This is a genomic window from Gordonia liuliyuniae, assembly GCF_021739025.1.
Classification (GTDB): domain Bacteria; phylum Actinomycetota; class Actinomycetes; order Mycobacteriales; family Mycobacteriaceae; genus Gordonia; species Gordonia liuliyuniae.
The window spans coordinates 114,370-132,568 of sequence record NZ_JAKKOT010000003.1; the positions used below are offsets into that span (position 1 = coordinate 114,370).

The following is an 18,199-nucleotide window of genomic DNA, read 5'->3' on the forward strand; positions in this document are numbered from 1 at the left end:
AGATGAAGTTCAACCTCGCCGATGTGTTCGAGACCGTCGCCGACTCCGTGCCCGAACGCGTCGTTCTGAGTTACGAGGGAACCAACTACACGTACGCGGAGATGGACGCCCTCACCACGCAGGTCGGCCACATGTTCGCTGCGCACGGGATCGGGCTCGACGACCACGTCGCGTTGTTCCTCAAGAACAGCGTCGAACACGTCACCAGTCTGCTCGGGCTGATCAAGGTGCGGGCCGCCCCGATCAACGTCAACTACCGGTACACCGACGCCGAGCTCGAGTACATCTTCGAGAACTCGGATTCGTCGGCGATCATCGTGGAGCTGCCCGAACACCAGCAGGCGGTCGCCCGGCTGCTGCCGAAGCTTCCGTTGGTGAAGAGCGTCTTCGTGATCGGCGACGTCGACGACGAACTGTCGGCGACGGTCGCCGGCCTCGGCGATGGTCGGGCGGTCGAGATCGTTGACTTCGCCGAGCACACGAGCGCTTCGACGGACCGCGATTTCGAGCCGCGCACCGGCGAGGAGCGCTATGTGCTCTACACGGGCGGCACGACCGGCTACCCGAAGGGCGTCGTGTGGCGTCACGACGACTTCTTCCGCAAGCCGATCTCCGGCGGGAACCCGTACGGCGATCCGCGCGAGGACCTCGACGAGATCACGCGGGAGGTCAAGAACTTCCCGTCGATCGCGGCACTCATCGCGGCGCCCCTCATGCACGGTGCGGCGTCGTACCTGATGTTCACTTTCATCGCGCTCGGCAGCCGACTGATCGTCGAGCGCGACTTCAACGCCAAGCAGATCATCGAGAACATCCCTCGCGACCAGACGCAGATCATCCTGATCGTCGGCGACGCGATGGGCATCCCGCTGGTCGAGGAGATGGAGAAGCAGAAGGACACCACCGACATGTCGTCGCTGTTCTCGATCACGTCCGGTGGCGCGATCTGGAGCAGGAGCGTCCGTGATCGGATGGTGGCGGTGAAGCCGGAACTGCTGATGCGCGACAACTTCGGTGCGTCGGAGTCGGGCAACGACGGCGAGATCATGATGGACGAGAAGGGCAACCTGTCGGTGCCGCCGTCGGACAAGATGATGATCGTCGACGAGAGTTTCAACGAGATCACCACACCGAACGAGCCGGGCCTGCTCGCCCGCATCGGCAACGTCCCAGTCGGCTACTACAAGGATCCGGAGAAGTCGGCGCGCACCTTCCCGACGCTGCCCGACGGCCGTCGGATCTCGGTGCTCGGCGACATGGGCTACGTGACCGAGGACAAGCACATCGTGTTCCTCGGCCGCGGCAGCCAGTGCATCAACTCGGGCGGCGAGAAGGTGTACGCCGAAGAGGTCGAGGCTGCGCTGCACGGTCATCCCGCGATCGCCGACGCACTCGTCGTGCCGGTTCCCGACGAGCGGTACGGGCAGCGTGTCGGCGCCGTCGCCAGCCTCAAGGAGGGTGCGGACGAGCCGTCGTTGGAGGAGATCCAGGTGCACTGTCGGGAGACGATCGCAGGCTACAAAGTGCCGCGGAGCATCGTGTTCGTCGACGAGGTGAAGCGCACGCCGGCCGGCAAGGCCGACTACCGATGGGCGAAGTCGGCGGCGGCCGTGACCGCCGAGACCGTCTGATCGGACCGGCCGACAGGTCGACAGGTCGACCGACCGACCGACAGCGGACCCCGCCCGTTCTAAGATGTACGACGTACATCTTCTGAATGGACGGGGTCCGTCTCATGCGTTTCCGTGCTGTCGCCGGCTCCGGTCTGGCCCCCGCAGCCCTCATTCCCGCCGCCCTGGCACTATCTGCTCTGATCCTGTCTGGGTGCTCGTCCGTCGACGGCACGCCGACCGTCGCCGACTCCGAGCGGGCGGGCATGTCGACGTCGACGTCGACGTCGACGTCGACCACGGCTGGCCAAGACGGCCCGTCGGACGACATCCCGGGGAGCAGTTCGCCGACCAGCCGTGACCAACCGTCCTCGACGGACAGTGCGTCGGATGCGGGAATCTATCTGAAAGTCGTCCGACAGGGCGGCGACTTCTCAGATGTGAGCGACAGCGACCTGATCGAGCAGGGCGAGAAGGCCTGCGCGGATCTGCGTTCGGGCAAGAAGTTCCTCGATGTCGTGGACGACGTCGAAGTCGCCAAGGGCGACATCAGCAAGGGCGCACGCATCGTCGGCGGGGCGGTCGGTGCGATGTGCCCCGATCAGACAGACAAGATCAGCAGCTAGGGCTCGGGTCGGACGGTAGCGCGGTTAGAGTGAGATGACCCTTCCAGATCGGAGTCCATCCATGCGTGTGCGTACCCTGCTCATCACCCCGCTCATCGCGAGTGTCGCGCTACTGTCCGTTGCCTGCGGGTCCGACTCCGACTCCGACTCGGACACGAACTCGACGCAACGACAGGCCTACTTGTCCGCCGTGAAACTGAGCGGCGTCACATTCGCCGACGACGACGAAGCGATCTCGGTGGGCCGCAAGATCTGCGAAGACGTCAAGAGCGGCACGAGCATGTCCGACGCCGCGAAGAGCGTGAGTCAGGCGTCCAACACCGCGCAGGGCGCCGCGGTCGTCGGCGCCGCGATCGGGTCGTTGTGTCCCGGCGCGGCGAGCGAGATGCTGCCGGACTCGTCCGACCTCCCGACCATGCCGAGCATCGATCTGCCGGGCTAGAGTTCGGGCGACCTCCCGACCATGCCGACCATGCCGAGCATCGATCTGCCGGGCTAGAGTTCGGGCGACCTCCCGACCATGCCGAGCATCGACCTGCCGGGCTAGAGTTCGGGACGCTAGAGTTCCGGACGCTGCCGCATCGATCCGCTCGCGTCGATTTCGAGCACGGTGTCGATGCCGATCCGCTGCAGGAACGGGTAGTCGTGGCTGACGACGACGAGTGCGCCGCGATAGGCGTCGAGCGCCTCGGCGAGTTGCTGCACGCTCGTGACGTCCAGGTTGTTGGTCGGCTCGTCCAGGATGAGCAGCTGGGTCGGCGGTTCCGCGAACAACAGCTTGGCGAGGACGACGCGAAAACGTTCGCCGCCGGACAGTGTGGACACTGGACGGTCGACGGCCGCTCCGCGAATCAGTAACCGCGCGAGGCGGTTCCGGATGTCGCCGGGCTCGGCGCCGGGGGCGGCTGCCTGCACGTTGGCGAGAGCACTCGCCGCGTCGTCGAGCCCGTCGAGTCGCTGGGGGAGATAGCCGTAGGAGTCGGTGAGCAGTCGCCCCGCCACCCGCCCGGTGACTGGATCGGCGCCCGTCACGAGCTGAGTCAGCAGCGTCGACTTGCCCGATCCGTTCGGCCCGACGACCGCGACTCGTTCCGGACCTTGAACGACGACGACGCCGTGCGCGGTGGTGAACTCAACCAGACGTCGGCTGCGCGGCAGGTCGGGTGCGGGCAGGTCGAGGCTGATGTGGTCGTCGTCGCGGATACGGGCGTCGGCGGCGTCGACTGCCGCCTGCGCCGCATCGACCTTGCTGTCGAGAGTGCCGCGCAGAGATCCCGCCGACTCCTGTGCTCGACGTTTGCGCGCCCCGGCCAGGATCTTGGGCAGCCCGCCGTCGGCTTGCGCCTTCTTGCCCGCGCGGGCGCGGTGCGCGAGCCGGGTCTCGGCGTCGACGCGCTGGCGCTTCTCGGCCTTCAACGTCTGCTGGGCGGTGCGCGCGGCCTGGACCGCCGCCGACTGCTCGGCTTCGACGGACTCGCGCCACGCGCTGTAGGGTCCGCCGAACGTCGTGATCGAACCGCCGTACAGTTCGGCCGTCACGTCCATGCGTTCGAGGAGTTCGAGGTCGTGGCTGACGACGATCAGGGTACCGGGCCAGTCGTCGACGAGGCCCGCGAGCCTGGCCCGGGTGGCTCGATCGAGGTTGTTGGTCGGCTCGTCCAGCAGGGTGACCGGGGTGCGGCGCAGGGACAGGCCGGTGACGGCGAGGAGCACGGCTTCCCCGCCGGACACGTCGGCGACGCTCCGATCGAGGTGTGCGGCGGAGAAGCCGATCCGGTCGAGGGCCGCTTCGACGCGGGACTCGATGTCCCAGTCGTCGCCGACCGTCTCGAAGTGGGCTTCGTCGACGTCGCCGGACTCGATCGCGCGCAGGGCGGCGAGCACATGATCGACACCGAGGAGTCGAGCGACGTCGGTGGCGGCGTCCAGAGTGAGGGTCTGGGGCAGGTAGCCGACCTCGCCAGCGGTGTCGATGTGTCCACTCGTCGGGGTGAGGTCACCGGCGATCAAGCGCAGGAGCGTCGACTTCCCCGAGCCGTTGCGGCCGACGAGACCGGTGCGCCCCTCGGTGAACGCGCCGTCGACGTGCGCGAGAGCGACTGACCCGTCCGGCCAGGTGAAGGAGACGTCGCGCAATGCGACGGAGGAGTGCGTGGAAGTAGGCATGTGGCGGCGACCTTACCGAGGCGCCCGGCGGCGCGCACCTGATTTCCGCCTGCGACATATGCCCGGTTGTGAGACGGATGAGGAACTCACTAGACATAGCGTCAGTGAAACTCTTATGGTGGGTGAGTGTGACTCGGACCACCGCGTGACGGGGGCAGCACGATTCGGACAGGAGTGGACTCATGACAGACAAGAGGGTTGCGATCATCGGAGCGGGGTGCTCCGGCTTCACGACCGCGAAACGGCTGAAAGACCACGGTATCGACTTCGACTGTTTCGAGATGTCCGACGACGTCGGCGGCAACTGGTACTACGGAAACCCGAACGGCCGGTCGGCCTGCTACCAGTCGCTGCACATCGACACCTCAACAACCAGGCTGGAGTTCGAAGACTTTCCCGCGCCGTCGGACTGGCCGCATTTCCCGCACCACACGCTCATCCACCAATACTTCCGCGACTACGTCGACCACTTCGGCCTCCGCGACTCGATCCACTTCGGTACCGCCGTCGAACGGGCCGCGCGCCGCGCCGGAGGCGGATGGAATCTGACCCTCAGCTCCGGTGACGAACAGTTCTACGACGCATTGGTCGTGGCTAACGGGCATCATTGGAATCCGTTCGTCCCCGACTACCCCGGGCATTTCGACGGCGAGATCATCCACAGCCACGACTATCGAACACCCGTAGACCCCGTCGACATGCACGGCAAGCGCGTGATGGTGGTCGGCATGGGCAATTCCGGACTCGACGTCGCGTCCGAGGTGTCCAATCGGACCGTCGCCGGGCACGTCTGGGTGTCGGCGCGGCGCGGAGTCTGGGTGCTCTCGAAGTACCGCGGCGGAAAGCCGGCCGACAAGATGATGATGCCGCCGTGGATGCCCAAGAAGCTCGGTCTCGCGATCTCGCGGCGCGCGATCAAGAAGTCGCTGGGCAGCATGGAGGATTACGGGCTGCCCAAGCCCGACCACGAGCCCCTGTCCGCGCACCCGTCGGTCAGCATCGACTTCCTCGCCAAAGCCGGCTCCGGCGACCTGACGTGTGTGCCGGCGATCGAACGGTTCGACGGCGACGCCGTCGTCCTCACCGACGGACGCCGGATCGACGTGGACGTGATCGTGATGGCGACCGGCTACCGGATGTCGTTCCCGTTCTTCGACGACCCGGCCCTGCTGCCCGGCGATGACCACCGGTACCCGCTGTTCAAACGGATCGTGCGCCCCGGTGTCGACGACCTGTACTTCGCGGGTCTCGCGCAGTCGTCGCCGACCATCGTCAACCTCGCCGAACAGCAGAGCAAGCTCATCGCCGCTCATCTCGCAGGGCACTACCGACTGCCGACGGAAGACGAGATGCGGACCGCCGTCGCGCAGGACGAACGACGACACCTCGGGCAGTACTACAACGCCCCGCGTCACACCATCCAGATCGACTTCGCCCGGTACACCAGGGATCTCCTCGCCGAGATCGAGGCCGGTGCGCAGCGGGGGCGCGAACCGGTGGGCACGCGGTGACGGTCGACGGTGCCTGTGCCGCCGAGTTCGCCGGGGTGCGTGCGGCTTTCGAAGCCGAGTTCGACGCCGGACGCGAGGTGGGGGCCTCGCTGTGCGTCATGGTCGGCGACGACGTGGCGGTGGACCTGTGGGGCGGCGTCGCCGACATCGCAACGGCCCGGCCGTGGCAGCGGGACACCGTCGCCACCACCTACTCGGTGACCAAGACGATGACGGCCCTGGTGATCCTGGCCCTGGCCGACCGCGGTCTTCTCGACGTCGACCAGCCCGTCGCCCGATACTGGCCGGAGTTCGGCCGGGCGGGCAAGAGCGAGGTGACCGTCGGCCAGATCCTCGACCATACGTCGGGTGTCTCCGGTTGGGAGAAGCCGATGACGATCGACGACCTCTACCGACAACACGACGCGGCCGCCGCGCTCGCCGACCAGGCGCCGTGGTGGACGCCGGGCGACGGCTCCGGCTACCACGCGCTCACCTTCGGCACGATCCTTGGCGAGGTGGTGCAGCGGGTCACCGGTACGACGCTCGGACAGTTTCTCGAAGCCGAGATCGCCGGCCCGCTCGGAGCCGACTTCCGCATCGGCATGCGCAGCGGTCTCGACCGGATCGCCCCACTGGTGCCACCGCCTCCCAGCGGATTCGACCTGGGTTCGCTGGCCCCGGACGTCGAACCCCGGCGAACCCTGGGCAATCCGGTGTTCTCACCGACAGTCACGGCGGATCCGGCGTTCGTCGCCGCCGAACTCGGTGCAGTGAACGGGCAAGGGAACGCACGGTCGGTCGCGCTCGTCCAATCGGTCGTCACAGGTCGCGGCCGGGCTCGCGGTCGCGCGATTCTGTCCTCGGAGACAGCGGACCGCCTCTTCGAACCGAGAACCGACGGGACCGATCGGGTCCTCGGCGTGCCGGTCAGCTTCGGTCTCGGGTGGGCGCTGTCGAGTCCGGCGATGCCGGGCGTGCCCGACGGACAGGTGTGCTGGTGGACGGGATTCGGCGGCTCCGTCGTCTCCTGCGACGCCGGCCGCGGCATCACCGTCGCCTACGTCATGAACGCGATGTCGCCTCAGCTGATCGGCGCCGAACGTCCGAACAGGTATCTGGCCGCCGTGTACGAGTCGCTCTGACCGGGCCGGTGTCGCTGTGCGCGGTGCCCGGAAACAACTTCGGCACTTTCTTTCGGCCGTACGCCGAAAGAAAGTGCCGAAGTGCATTCAGGCGTCTTGGACTCGGAACGACACGGCCTTGAGGAGGATGTCGCCGATGTCCTTCGGGTCGTGGGCGATGAAGGAGCTGCCGCCGGTGGCCTCCGAGATTCGCTTGAGGGCGTCGGCATCGGCGTCGTCGGAGATCCCGATGGTGATGATCGGGATGCGTCGCGCCGGGTTCTTCATGATGTTCAACTCCGAGACGAGCTGGTTGAGCGTGATGCTGTGCGCCACCTCGTTGCGGCCGTCGGTCATCAGAATCACGCTGTTCGAATAGGCGGGATCGTACGTGTCGTAGACCTTCCTGAACGCGGCCAATGCGGTGTCGTAGAGGCCGGTGCCGCCGTGCAGGTTCTTCAGACTCGAATCGATGGCCTTGCCGAGGACGTCACGGTTGAGGACGCCGCCGGTCTTGGCCATGATCGGTGCGATCGGTGCGACCTCGCGGTAGGGGACGCCCGGGCCGCCGCGGTCGATGCTGAACTCCCAGTAGCCGAGCGCGGTGTTCTTGGGAAATTCGGCCAGGCCGTAGATGGAGGCGTCGCGCAGGAGTTGCGCACGTGATCGTCCGCCTGCGTCGAGGCGCATCGACCCCGACACGTCCTGGACGACGAGCGCGCGGATCGGGCGGGTCAAAGCCGCCCACTTGCGTTCGATGTTGTCGATGAACGCCCGCTCGGGCGCCTCGATCATGGTGACGTCGCCGACGCCCTGGCCGTCGGCGAGCGGCGCCCCGTCGGCCGGCCGGATGTGGTGCGCCGCGCGGATCCGGTCGCCTTCGTCGGTCTTCGCCGTCTCCGCGAGCGCACCGATCGCGCCATTGGAAATGACCGCTCTGGCGGAGGGAGCGACGTTCGCGATGCGGTAGTCGAGGGCGACCGTGCCGGTCTGCGGGACGGCCGCGGTCAGCGGAGAGTCGGAGTCCCCGTCGGTGAACCCGGCATAGGTCCGCTCGGAGACGAGGGCGAGCGACGGGGCGTCGTCGTCGGCCATCTTCTTCAGGTCCGGTGCGCCGTCCTCGTCGTTCATGCGCAGCGCGCGGCCGGTCAGCGTCTGAACCAGCTCGGTGTGCGTCATCGATCCCTGCGACATCTCAGCGAGCGCACCGACGACCGCGGCGTTGCTGACATCGCTGACGGCGGGCGGATCGACGCGGAGCGCGGGCATCGAGAGGACCTTCGACCACGACGGGAGGCCGGGCAGGTCACGCCCCGCGACAACGATCGGCGACGTCCCGATCGACGGGCCGATACCCGTCCACGAGTGGCCGAGCGCCGTCCCGACCTGACGGATGCGCGACTGTGACTCGGCGACCCAGATGTCCGGGATCTCGTCGCCTCCGAGCCGGTCGCTGACGTGGCTGGCGGGCACCGCTTCCACGGTGTAGTCGAAGCAGGATGTGCTCTCTGCCTGGTCGGCGAGCTCGGTCACGTAGTCGGCGAGGTCGCCTTCGGCGATGACCGACACGGGTCGGACCTCGTCGCAGGTTGACCGAGTCTTGTCCCAGACGACGTAGGCGCCGACCGCGAGGACTGCGACGAGTGCGACGGACAGTCCGACCCGCAGCCCGGCGCGGCGCGGTGCGCCGCCGTCGGTGTTGTTGTCGTGTCGACCCATCGGGGGCGCCTCCTTGCGAGAATGTCGTGATCGCGAAGAAGGCTAGCGCACGGACGTGAGACGCGGCACATCGGTATGCCCGAGTGGTGGAACTCGACGATCCTCCGCGTGTCGCGGCGTGTTTGCCGAGACGCGCCGACATGTTTGCCGAATCAGTCCTCGGTGGCCCGACGCTCGTAGTCGGCTCGGACCGTGGACCCCTTCAGAGTCGAGACCTGGTCGGGGACCATGACGCGCATCAGGCGGTCGCGCACCGGTTGCGGCAGAACCCCCGAGAAGGCGACGAGAGGGCCGACGTACGCGGGCACCCAGGTCTGGAAGCGGCGACGTCCCACCGTGCTCACCACGGCGTCCGCGACCTCCGCAGGCGCAAGCGTCCGCACCGAGCCCGACGAGGTGCCGGCCGCGAGTTCGGTGTCGACGACGGTCGGCATCACGACGGAGAGGGTAACGCCGCTGCCGCGCAACTCCTCGCGGACGCCGGTCAGATAGCCGAGCACACCGTGCTTGGTGGCCGCGTACGTCGATTCGCCGGGCGGTGCGAGGCGGGACGCCGCCGACGCGACGGTGACGATCTGGCCTGCACCGCGCGCACGCATGGCGGGTGCGGCGAGTCGGACGCCGCGGATGACGCCGAGTAGGTTGACCGACACCATTGCCTCGGACGCTCGGGCGGGCTCGGTGTCGAACGGACCGACCCGCATGACGCCCGCGTTGTTGACGAGGACGTCGATCGGTCCGAGGTCGGTCGCGGCGGCGTCGAGGAACGACTGGAACGACGGGTCGTCGGTCACGTCGAGGGCATAGCCGCGGACCGTGCCGCCGTCGGTCGACAGCGATGTCGCAGCCTCGCGGGCCGCGTCGGCGTCCACGTCGCCGATCGCGACGCGCGCGCCTTCGTCGACGAGTCGTCTGGCGATCGCGAGACCGATGCCGCGGGCCGCACCAGTCACTGCGACCGTCGAGCCTGCGACGGCTCCACTGTGCTTGTCCCTCGAGCGCCCGATCACCATGCGCACATCCAATCATGGCCGGGACCTTCATGACGGTGAGGGTTCGCCGGGGTCGTTCGGCGCGCGGCCATGAACGCGCGGTCCTACGTTGCGTCGGAGGTGGCGGGCGCGTCCTCGACGACCTTGCGCGGAGTGAACCAGCCGAGGAACACGGCTCCGACGGCCAGCACGCCCCCGAGCACCACGAACGCGGTCTGTAACGGTTCCTCGAACGCGGACCGCGCCCCGGCGGTGATGTGGTCGGCGATCGGTGAGGCCACCGGAGGCAGTTCGTCGCTGACCTTCACCGCACCGGCCATCGAGCCGCGGATCGCGTCGTCGGCGATCGCGGCCGCATCGGGGTCGATCTTCTCCAGTCGAGTTCTCGCCTCGTCGGCGGTGGGGCCGATCCGGTCCTCGTAGCCTGCGGCCATGATGCTGCCGGCGAGGGCGATGCCGATCGCGGCGCCGAGTTCGCGAGCTGTGTCGTTGACTGCCGACCCGACCCCCTGGTTGTCCAGCGGCGTGTTCGACATGATGGCCGTGGTCGACGGCGCCGTCGACAGGCCGATACCGACGGCGCAGACACCGAGCAGCACGCCGACCTTCCAGTACACGTCGATCTCGAAGACGCCCAACGCGATCACGCCGACGGCGGCTATGCCGATGCCGATCGCCAGCACGAACCGCAAGGAGTCGAACCGCACGGCCACCCAGTTGCCGATCATGGCGAAGGCGCCGACGCCGACAACCATCGGGAACAGGGCGACCGCCGACTTGAGCGGGGAGTAGCCGAACACGAGCTGCAACTGCTGGAGGATCAAGAAGAACGCGCCGAACGAGGCGAGGAACTGCAACGCCACCGCGAGCGACCCGGACGCGAACGCGCGGTTCCTGAACAAGTCGACATCGAGCAGCGGATCGGCGCGCCTGCGCTCGATGACGATGAACGCCGCGATCAACGCGATGCCGCCGATCAGGCAGACCAGGATCAACGGATCCGACCAGCCGCGGTGGGGCGCCTCCAGGAGACCGAAGACGACGCCCGCGATGGCGGTCATCGACGTGAGCGACCCGCCGACGTCGAACCTGCCCGGATTCTCGTCCTTCGACGAGCCGACGGTCAGCACGAGCACGAACACGACGGCTGTGGACGCGGCGAAGGTGATGAAGACCGAATGCCAGTGGAAATAGTTGAGGAGGACTCCGGTGATGAAGAACCCGGCGATCGCGCCCGCACCTGCGACGGCAGCCCACACACTGATCGCCACGGCGCGCTTGTCCGTCGGGACGCCCGCGGTAATCAGCGACAGCGTGGTCGGCATGATCAGCGCGGCGCCCGCACCCGCGACGACGCGCGTGATGATCAGCTCGGTCGGTCCGTCGACCCAGATCGCGGCGACTGATCCGGCGCCGAACACGACGAGACCCACCAGGAGGACGCCACGTCTGCCCACGCGGTCGCCGATCGCACCGGCCGGGAGTAGGAGCGCGGCGAGGGCGAGGGTGTAGCTGTCGAGGATCCACGTCATCTGCGCGTTGGTGGCGCCGGTGTCGGCTGCGATATCGGGCAGTGCAGTATTGAGGGCGGCCATGGCCGCGACGACGAGGCTGACCGCGGCGCACGCGATGAGGACGAGCCACGCGGCCCGGACGGTCGTCGTTCTGTCATCGGTTCGATATCCAACACGCATCGTCAGTTCACCTGTTTCTCTAGCAACTTGTGTAACTGTAGTCACACGGGAAGATAACCACCCCGAACGAGCGAAAGTGGATGATCATGGCTGCAGATCGAGTCGCGCGGTCTTCCGAACTGAGCGAGGTCCGACTCCACCTCGGACGACTGCTGGTGTTGGTGGCGGGGGTGGTCGGGATCATCGCCCTTCTCGTCCTCATCGTCACCACCGCCGCCTGACTGCTATTGCGTACCCGGTATCACCTGACCGGGTACTACGTGATTGACGGCAAGACGCCGCCCGACGCGAAGCGCGTCGAGCGGCGTCAGAACCGGGCATCGTCAGGCAGCGTACTTCTCAATGACGCCGCCCACCGGGACGAGCGCGTCGATGACGTAACCCTTCGCCTTGCCACGCAGGCTCTTGTAGGCCTTCGTGAGACCCGACGGCGCAGACTGCGCCCGGCCGTCGGTCACGGCGAGCAGTGCCTCGGCCGCGGCGTCGCCGTTCGCGGCCAGGTGATTGCCGAACGGCGTGCCCGTGGGCTTGGAGTCCCAGAACGGAGACAGGGCGGTCAGGAAGTCCGGCAGCATCTTGTTCGTCGCGCTCGCGACGACGCCGGGCTTCACCTTCTGGGCAGCCGAGTAGGCGGCCTTGACCGCGGTGCCGGACAGGCCCGACTGCTTCTTCACCTCCGCGTCGATGACGTCGGTGAAGTCGGACGTCATCGCCTCTCGGTTGGCGTCGAGAACGGGAAGCAGGGACGTGGACATGCAGGTCCTTTCGGCTAGGAAGTGCTGAATACGACATTGCCCAGGGCTGCGGCGCCGTCTCGTTCGACGACGCTCACCGCCGCGAGCAGTCGCTCGCCATCTTCCCAGGCCTCGATCTGCAACGTCTCGCCGGGGAACACGATTCCGGCGAAACTCACGGAGTAGTCGACGATCTTCGACGCGTCTCCGCCGTAGATCTGGTCGACGACGGCCCGGCAGACCGAGCCGTAGGTGCACAGCCCGTGCAGGATGGGTCGAGGGAATCCGGCGCGCTCGGCGAACGCCGGATCGCTGTGGAGGGGGTTGCGGTCGCCGCACAACCGGTACAGCAGCGCCTGTTGCGGCAGCGTCGGAACCGCGATGGAGTGGTCGGGCGCGCGGTCGGGGAGGTCGACGCGTGTCGATGCGCCGCGGTCGCCGCCGAACCCGCCTTCGCCCTTCGCGAAGATCGACGACCGAGCCGTCCACAGCGGGGCGCCTGCCTCGTCGACGGTCTCCGACTCCTGGATGATGACGGCGGCCGACCCCTTGTCCTGGACCTCGGCGATCCGGGTGCGCATGGTCGCGGTGCCGGTCGCGGGAAGCGGTCGATGCACGCGGACCTGCTGGCTGCCGTGGACGACCTTCGCGAGGTCGATGTCGACGCCGGGGAACTCGACCTTGGGGGCCTGCGTCGCAAGGAAGTTCGCGGCGACTGTCGCGAACGACGGCAACGTCTTCGGTTCGACGTCGTCGACGTACTGGAGGCCGACGACGTCCATCGGGTCGGCTGCGCCGCCGACGGCGAGGTTGTAGAGCGCGATCTCGCGCGGCGTCCACGAGAAGGTCTGTTCGCCCAGGTCGGCGCCGACGGCGATGGCGGGATCGATGGGCATGTCAGGCCTCCGCCGCGGTAGTGGCCTGCGTCTGCGACTTGGCGGCGGCGTCGAGGGCAGCCAGGTAGCCGAACACGAGAGCCGGACCGATGGTGGCGCCGGGGCCCGCATACGTGTGCCCCATGACGGGGGCGCTGGTGTTGCCCGCCGCGTACAGCCCCTCGATCACCGAACCGTCCTCGCGTAGGGCGCGTCCGTGGACGTCGGTGTCGATGCCGCCCTTAGTGCCGAGGTCGCCCGGCACCATCTTGGCCGCATAGAACGGACCCTTGTCGACCGGGCCGAGGCTCGGGTTCGGCTTGTTCGTGATGTCGCCGTAGTAGTGGTCGTACGAGCTGTCCCCGCGGTGGAAGTCGTCGTCCTTGCCCACGCGAGCGAACTCGTTGAAACGCGCCGTGGTGGCGGCCAGCTCATCGGCGGGCAGACCGGTCTTCTCGGCGAGCTCGGCGAGGGTGTTCGCCTTCACCACGACGCCCGACTTGAGCCAGCTCTTGGGTAGCGGCTGGCGTGCGGTGACACCGGCGAACATGTAGCGGTTGCGGCAACGCTGGTCGAAGATCAGCCACGACGGCACGTTGTCGCCGGGGCCGTCGCCCTGGCCGAACTCGCCGCCGTACATCCGGTGGACGGCTTCGACGTACGGAAGCGACTCGTTCATGAAGCGTTCCCCGCGGAGATTGACGATGAACGTGCCAGGCACCGACCGCTCGGACAGCGCGAACCACGGACCCTTGGGGAGCGGGATCGTCGGACCCCACCACGCATCGTCCATGATCGAGACGCCCGCGCCGGTCTTGAGTGCTGCGGTGATGCCGTCACCGGTGTTCGACGACGCGCCGGTCGTCCACTCGGTGCCGATCGGCGCCCGCTGGTGCTCCGCACGCATCTTCTCGTTGTGCTCGAAGCCGCCGGACGCGAGGATCACGCCGCGCCGCGCACGCAGTTCAGTCCGGACGCCGTCGACCTCGACGACCACGCCGACGACCTTGCCGTCTTCGGTGAGGAGATCGACGAGCGGCGTGTCGAACCGGATGTCGACGCCTGCCTCACGGCAGCCGAGCAGCAGTTCGGCGGCCAGTGCCGCGCCCATCGCGATCAGCTTCTTGCCGCGGGTACGGGCCCAGAAGAAGCGAAGACCGACCTTCATCATCCGCTGGATTCCGCGCCAGTGCCGCATGCCGATGTTGAGCCAGCGGTAGTCGGACTGCAGCACCACCATGTTCAGCGGAGCCTTCGTGTACTGCGGGTGCAGTGTCTTCAGATCGTCGCCGAGGCGGGCGGCGTCGAACGGCTTCGGTTCCACCGAGCGTCCGCCCGCACGGCCGCCGGGGGCCTCGGGGTAGTAGTCGGAGTAGCCGTTGACCCATTCGAGGTCCAGCGGGGCGTGCGCCATCAGGTAGTCGAGCGCTTCGGGGCCGCGATCGATGTAGGTGTCGATCCGTTCGGCGGGCGCGTGCTCGCCGATGATCGCGTGGACATACTTGCGGGCTTCGTCGACGGTGTCGTCGACGCCGTCACGGCGCAGTACGCTGTTGTTCGGGATCCAGACGCCGCCGCCGGACCGGGACGTCGAGCCGCCCCAGTACGGTGACTTCTCGATCAGGACGGTGTTCAGGCCCTTGGTCTTCGCGGTCAGCGCTGCGGACAGCCCCGCTCCGCCTGCACCCACGACGATGACGTCGAACTCTTCGTTGGCCATGTACTTCCCTTCGTCCTCCAGCGTGGACGGATCCACAAAACTAGAACAAGTTATAGATTTCGCTACTGGACAGGTTAGACCAGTCGCGGGGACGGCGGAAGGACACGGTCCGGTGATTGAGTGTCGGTGATCACACGTTTACTGTCACACCTTCACTTGGGTCAGCAGCGGAGTGGTGGGCCCGGTGGAACCGCCGCGCGGTTCGACGGTGATCGCGAACGCGCTGGTGGAGTCGAGCGCATCGATGAGGATCGGCGTGCTGTCGTCGCCCGCGAACAGACCGGCGGAGACGGGCTGCGCCTGTTTGCCGACCATCCACAACTGCAGCGCGCGGTCGTCGGGCACCGGGTTCCGCACGTCGCGCAGGGTGGCCACCGCCTGATTGCGGGACTTGGAGCTCACCACCGTCAACACGCCGCGCGCACCGTCCAGATCGCCGACCGAGATCGTCGCGTCCTGCGCGCTGAACACGGCCGCGGCCGCCTCAGCCTGGACGTTCGTCGACGACTCGGGAACGGTGGTCCGGCCGACGAGCACACCGGCTCCGAACAGGACAGCGATCGAGGCGGCTGCGGCACCCACCGCGACGGCGATGCGGCGTCGGCGACGCGTGTGCAAGGGGATGGGGCCGCTGCGACCGATATTCGCATCGAAGTCGGCGAGCACCCGCGCCCGCAGCGCGTCGGGGGCCTCGTGCGTGTAGCGCCGACTGTAGTCGTGCATGAGATTCCGGACGTCGGTGATCCGTGCCTCGTACTCGGCTCGCACAGTCGGGCCGAGCAGGTCGAGCTGGACGTCGACCTCGTCGCTCTCGGCGACGGGAAGCGCGTCGATGGCGTAGAGCTCGATGTGGTCGTCGAGCCACTCGCGGTTCGCCTCGTGTCTCGTCTCGTCGTTCGTCATAGGTTCTCCGGTCTACACTTCTTCGGTCTTCACACAGTGGCGCAGACTACGCAGTCCGTCACGGATACGAGACTTGATGGTCGGCAGTGGGGTCGCCGTGTATGCGGCGACCTCGGGGTACGTCATCCCGTCGAAGTACGAGAGTTCGATGCTGTCGCGTTGAAGGTTCGTGAGCCTGCCGAGGCAGCGACGCAGCGTGAGCGTCTCCTCGTGCTGTTCGACAACCTCGACGAGCGGCGTCGACGGGACGGCTGTGTTGGCGCTGGTGTATTCCGAACCCCGCCGTCGATACAGTTCCTCGGATCGGATCCGATCCACCGAACGGCGGTGAGCGATCGTCAACATCCAGTTCACGACGCTGCCGCGTGCCGAACTGTAGCGATGCGCCTGCTGCCAGAAGTGCAGGTATGACTCCTGGACGACCTCCTCGGCGTGGCTTCGATCGTTGAGCACGCGCAGGGCGAGACCGTACACGCGTGCATTGGTCAGATCGTAGAGCCGCGCGAACGCCGAGTGGTCGCCGTCGGCCGACGCGGCCAGCAGTCGCGACAGTTCCGTGCCGTCAGTCGGACTTGGGTGCATGGTCACCTCTTCGTCATCTGCTCGCCGACCGTCGATACAGCCAGAGCGAGAGCGGAATGCAAATGACCAACAGGGTTCCGCTCCACGCCAGTCCGTAAACCAGTGCGTGGTCGGCGGGCCAGCCGGTCGGGTCTGGGAAGTCGGGCGGGGACGCGTTTCCGAACAGGTCTCGGCATGCGGTGGCGACCGCGGTCACCGGATTCCATTCGGCGATCGTGCGGAGCGGTCCGGGCAGGCTGGCCGCCGAGATGAACGCGCTCGACAGGAACGTCACCGGGAACATCCAGAGGAAGCCGACACTCTGTGCGACCTCCACGTTCCGGGCGACGAGGCCGGTGACCGCACCGACCCACGCCATCGCGAGCGCGAAGAACAACAGCAGCACGAACGCGATCACCGCGTCGGCCGCGCTGCCACGGATGCGCCACCCGATGGCGAAGCCGCACGCCACCATCACCACGAGCCCGACAGCGCCCAGCACCATGTCGGACGTGACGCGGCCCGCGATCACCGCGAGTCTGGACATGGGCAGCGACCGCAACCGGTCGACGATCCCTGCCGACAGGTCGTTGGCGAGCCCGACGGTGGTGAACGCCGAGTTGAACAGGACGGTTTGGGCGAAGATACCCGCCATCAGGAACTCCCGGTACTCACCGCCGCCGAGCGTGGCCCCGAAGACATATGCGAACAGGAACACGAACATCAACGGCTGCACGGTCGCGCTCAGCAGTAGCGTCGGGATGCGTCGAACAGTGATCAGGTTGCGTTCGACCAGTACCGCGGTGTCAGCGAACATCATCGACTCCTTCTGTTTCGTCGCCGGGTTCGCCTGCCGCTCGCTCGTCCGGTTCGGTGAGAGCGAGGAAGACGTTCTCGAGTGTCGGAGCGGTCACGGAGGCGTCGACGACGTCGGCGTCTATCCCGTGCAGCGCCCGCACCGCGGCCACCGCGCTGCGGGTGCCCCCGTCGACCCGGACTCGGAAGCGCACCTCGTCGAGTTGTTCGGGGTTTCCCGAGCCGACGTGGGCGAGCGTCGTCATCACGTCGACCGCATGTCGGAGTGCGCCGGTCCGCGTGAGTTCCACGGTGAGGCAGGCGTCCCCGAACTCGCGTTTGAGTGATTCGGGTGTGCCGCGGGCATGCACGGCGCCGCCGTGGACGACGGTGATGTCGTCGGCCAACTCGTCGGCCTCCTCGAGATATTGCGTGGTGAGCAGGATCGTGGCACCCGTCCGGGTCAACTCGTCGATCGCACGCCAGATCTGTCGGCGACCGCGCGGGTCCAGACCGGTCGTGGGCTCGTCGAGGATCACCAGGCTCGGTCGGTTGATGATGGCGCCCGCGAGGTCGAGACGTCGCCGCATCCCGCCCGAGTACGTCCGCATCGGTCGGTCGGCAGCCGCCGTGAGATCGAGCTCGTCGATCATCTCGCGCGCCCTGGCCGACGCCTGACGACGCGACATCCCGTACAGCTGGGCCACCATGCGGAGGTTCTCGAACCCGCTGAGGTTGCCGTCGACCGCAGCGTACTGGCCGGACACTCCGATGAGTCCGCGGACGGCGGACGGGTCGGCGACCGCGTCGACGCCGTCGATCAGGATCTCGCCCGAATCGGGGCGAAGGAGGGTCGCCACCATCGAGACGGTGGTCGTCTTGCCCGCACCGTTCGGCCCGAGGATCGCGTGAATCGACCCGGCGGGCACGGTGAGGTCGAGGTGATCGACCGCGGTGTGCCTCGTGCCCCGCCCGAACGGTCCGCTTGCGAAGGTCTTCGTGACGCCTCGCAGGACGAGGGCGTGCCTGACCGAAGTGGGGCTGACCGGTGCTGGGGTGACCGATGTGGCGGCCGTCCCCTCAGCGTCGCGGTCAGCGGCTGAGGCGCCCCGATCGATGGTGCCTGTCCCGCCGCTGGTGTCTGTCCCGTCGATGGTGCCTGCCCCGTCGCTGGTGGATACCCCGTCGCT

Annotated in this window: 17 protein-coding genes; 6 read left to right on the forward strand and 11 right to left on the reverse strand. The window is 67.5% G+C overall.

Annotated elements, in window-relative coordinates; genetic code table 11:
• Nucleotides 1-2 precede the first annotated feature (2 nt).
• The 3 genes from L5G28_RS05435 (at nt 3) to L5G28_RS05445 (ending at nt 2,678) form a co-directional block, all read left to right on the forward strand.
• Complete coding sequence (locus L5G28_RS05435) at nt 3-1,631, forward strand: AMP-binding protein (RefSeq protein WP_237000645.1); 1,629 nt, start codon at nt 3-5, stop codon at nt 1,629-1,631.
• 104 nt (nt 1,632-1,735) lie between these two features.
• Nucleotides 1,736-2,236 carry a DUF732 domain-containing protein gene (locus tag L5G28_RS05440; RefSeq protein ID WP_237000646.1) on the forward strand — a complete coding sequence of 167 codons (501 nt, stop codon included), beginning with the start codon at nt 1,736-1,738 and terminating at the stop codon, nt 2,234-2,236.
• Between the two features lie 61 nt (nt 2,237-2,297).
• Nucleotides 2,298-2,678 (forward strand): DUF732 domain-containing protein, encoded by a 381-nt coding sequence (locus L5G28_RS05445; RefSeq protein WP_236997747.1) that lies wholly within the window; start codon nt 2,298-2,300, stop codon nt 2,676-2,678.
• Between the two features lie 116 nt (nt 2,679-2,794).
• Here the strand turns inward: L5G28_RS05445 and L5G28_RS05450 are convergent, their stop codons facing one another.
• On the reverse strand, nt 2,795-4,402 hold the full coding sequence (locus tag L5G28_RS05450) for an ABC-F family ATP-binding cassette domain-containing protein (protein ID WP_237000647.1): 1,608 nt from the start codon (nt 4,400-4,402) through the stop codon (nt 2,795-2,797).
• A gap of 182 nt (nt 4,403-4,584) precedes the next feature.
• Here L5G28_RS05450 and L5G28_RS05455 point away from each other — a divergent pair, with 182 nt between their 5' ends.
• Nucleotides 4,585-5,913: a flavin-containing monooxygenase gene (locus L5G28_RS05455; protein WP_237000648.1), complete on the forward strand. Its 1,329-nt coding sequence runs from the start codon at nt 4,585-4,587 to the stop codon at nt 5,911-5,913.
• Nucleotides 5,910-7,037 (forward strand): serine hydrolase domain-containing protein, encoded by a 1,128-nt coding sequence (locus tag L5G28_RS05460; protein ID WP_237000649.1) that lies wholly within the window; start codon nt 5,910-5,912, stop codon nt 7,035-7,037. The genes L5G28_RS05455 and L5G28_RS05460 overlap by 4 nt, the downstream gene beginning before the upstream one ends.
• An 87-nt stretch (nt 7,038-7,124) precedes the next feature.
• On the opposite strand, the gene L5G28_RS05465 is transcribed toward L5G28_RS05460, so the two are convergent.
• The 3 genes from L5G28_RS05465 to L5G28_RS05475 all read right to left on the reverse strand — a co-directional run bounded on the left by L5G28_RS05465 (nt 7,125) and on the right by L5G28_RS05475 (nt 11,421).
• A complete protein-coding gene (locus L5G28_RS05465; RefSeq protein ID WP_237000650.1) occupies nt 7,125-8,735 on the reverse strand; it encodes a VWA domain-containing protein in 1,611 nt (536 codons plus the stop codon).
• A 152-nt stretch (nt 8,736-8,887) separates the two neighbouring features.
• Nucleotides 8,888-9,748, reverse strand: a complete 861-nt coding sequence (locus L5G28_RS05470) for an SDR family oxidoreductase (RefSeq protein ID WP_237000651.1) — start codon at nt 9,746-9,748, stop codon at nt 8,888-8,890.
• An 83-nt stretch (nt 9,749-9,831) separates the two neighbouring features.
• Nucleotides 9,832-11,421, reverse strand: coding sequence for an MFS transporter (locus L5G28_RS05475; protein WP_237000652.1), 1,590 nt, complete (start codon nt 11,419-11,421; stop codon nt 9,832-9,834).
• A gap of 86 nt (nt 11,422-11,507) precedes the next feature.
• Here L5G28_RS05475 and L5G28_RS19285 point away from each other — a divergent pair, with 86 nt between their 5' ends.
• Entirely contained in the window at nt 11,508-11,642 is a 135-nt protein-coding gene (locus L5G28_RS19285) for a hypothetical protein (protein ID WP_265743841.1), read from the forward strand.
• A gap of 102 nt (nt 11,643-11,744) precedes the next feature.
• Here the strand turns inward: L5G28_RS19285 and L5G28_RS05480 are convergent, their stop codons facing one another.
• From L5G28_RS05480 to L5G28_RS05510, 7 genes are all read right to left on the reverse strand, one after another.
• Nucleotides 11,745-12,176 (reverse strand): DUF6918 family protein, encoded by a 432-nt coding sequence (locus L5G28_RS05480; RefSeq protein WP_237000653.1) that lies wholly within the window; start codon nt 12,174-12,176, stop codon nt 11,745-11,747.
• Nucleotides 12,177-12,190: 14 nt separating this feature from the next.
• Nucleotides 12,191-13,051, reverse strand: a complete 861-nt coding sequence (gene chsH3 / locus L5G28_RS05485; RefSeq protein ID WP_237000654.1) for an enoyl-CoA hydratase ChsH3 — start codon at nt 13,049-13,051, stop codon at nt 12,191-12,193.
• Nucleotide 13,052: 1 nt separating this feature from the next.
• Nucleotides 13,053-14,750 (reverse strand): 3-oxosteroid 1-dehydrogenase, encoded by a 1,698-nt coding sequence (gene kstD / locus L5G28_RS05490; protein ID WP_237001260.1) that lies wholly within the window; start codon nt 14,748-14,750, stop codon nt 13,053-13,055.
• A 144-nt stretch (nt 14,751-14,894) separates the two neighbouring features.
• Nucleotides 14,895-15,653, reverse strand: a complete 759-nt coding sequence (locus L5G28_RS05495; protein WP_237000655.1) for an anti-sigma factor — start codon at nt 15,651-15,653, stop codon at nt 14,895-14,897.
• Nucleotides 15,654-15,665: 12 nt separating this feature from the next.
• Entirely contained in the window at nt 15,666-16,235 is a 570-nt protein-coding gene (locus L5G28_RS05500; RefSeq protein WP_237000656.1) for a sigma-70 family RNA polymerase sigma factor, read from the reverse strand.
• Between the two features lie 13 nt (nt 16,236-16,248).
• Nucleotides 16,249-17,031: an ABC transporter permease gene (locus tag L5G28_RS05505; protein ID WP_237000657.1), complete on the reverse strand. Its 783-nt coding sequence runs from the start codon at nt 17,029-17,031 to the stop codon at nt 16,249-16,251.
• Complete coding sequence (locus L5G28_RS05510) at nt 17,021-18,127, reverse strand: ABC transporter ATP-binding protein (protein WP_372477200.1); 1,107 nt, start codon at nt 18,125-18,127, stop codon at nt 17,021-17,023. Before L5G28_RS05510 ends, L5G28_RS05505 begins: the two co-directional genes overlap by 11 nt.
• Nucleotides 18,128-18,199 lie beyond the last annotated feature (72 nt).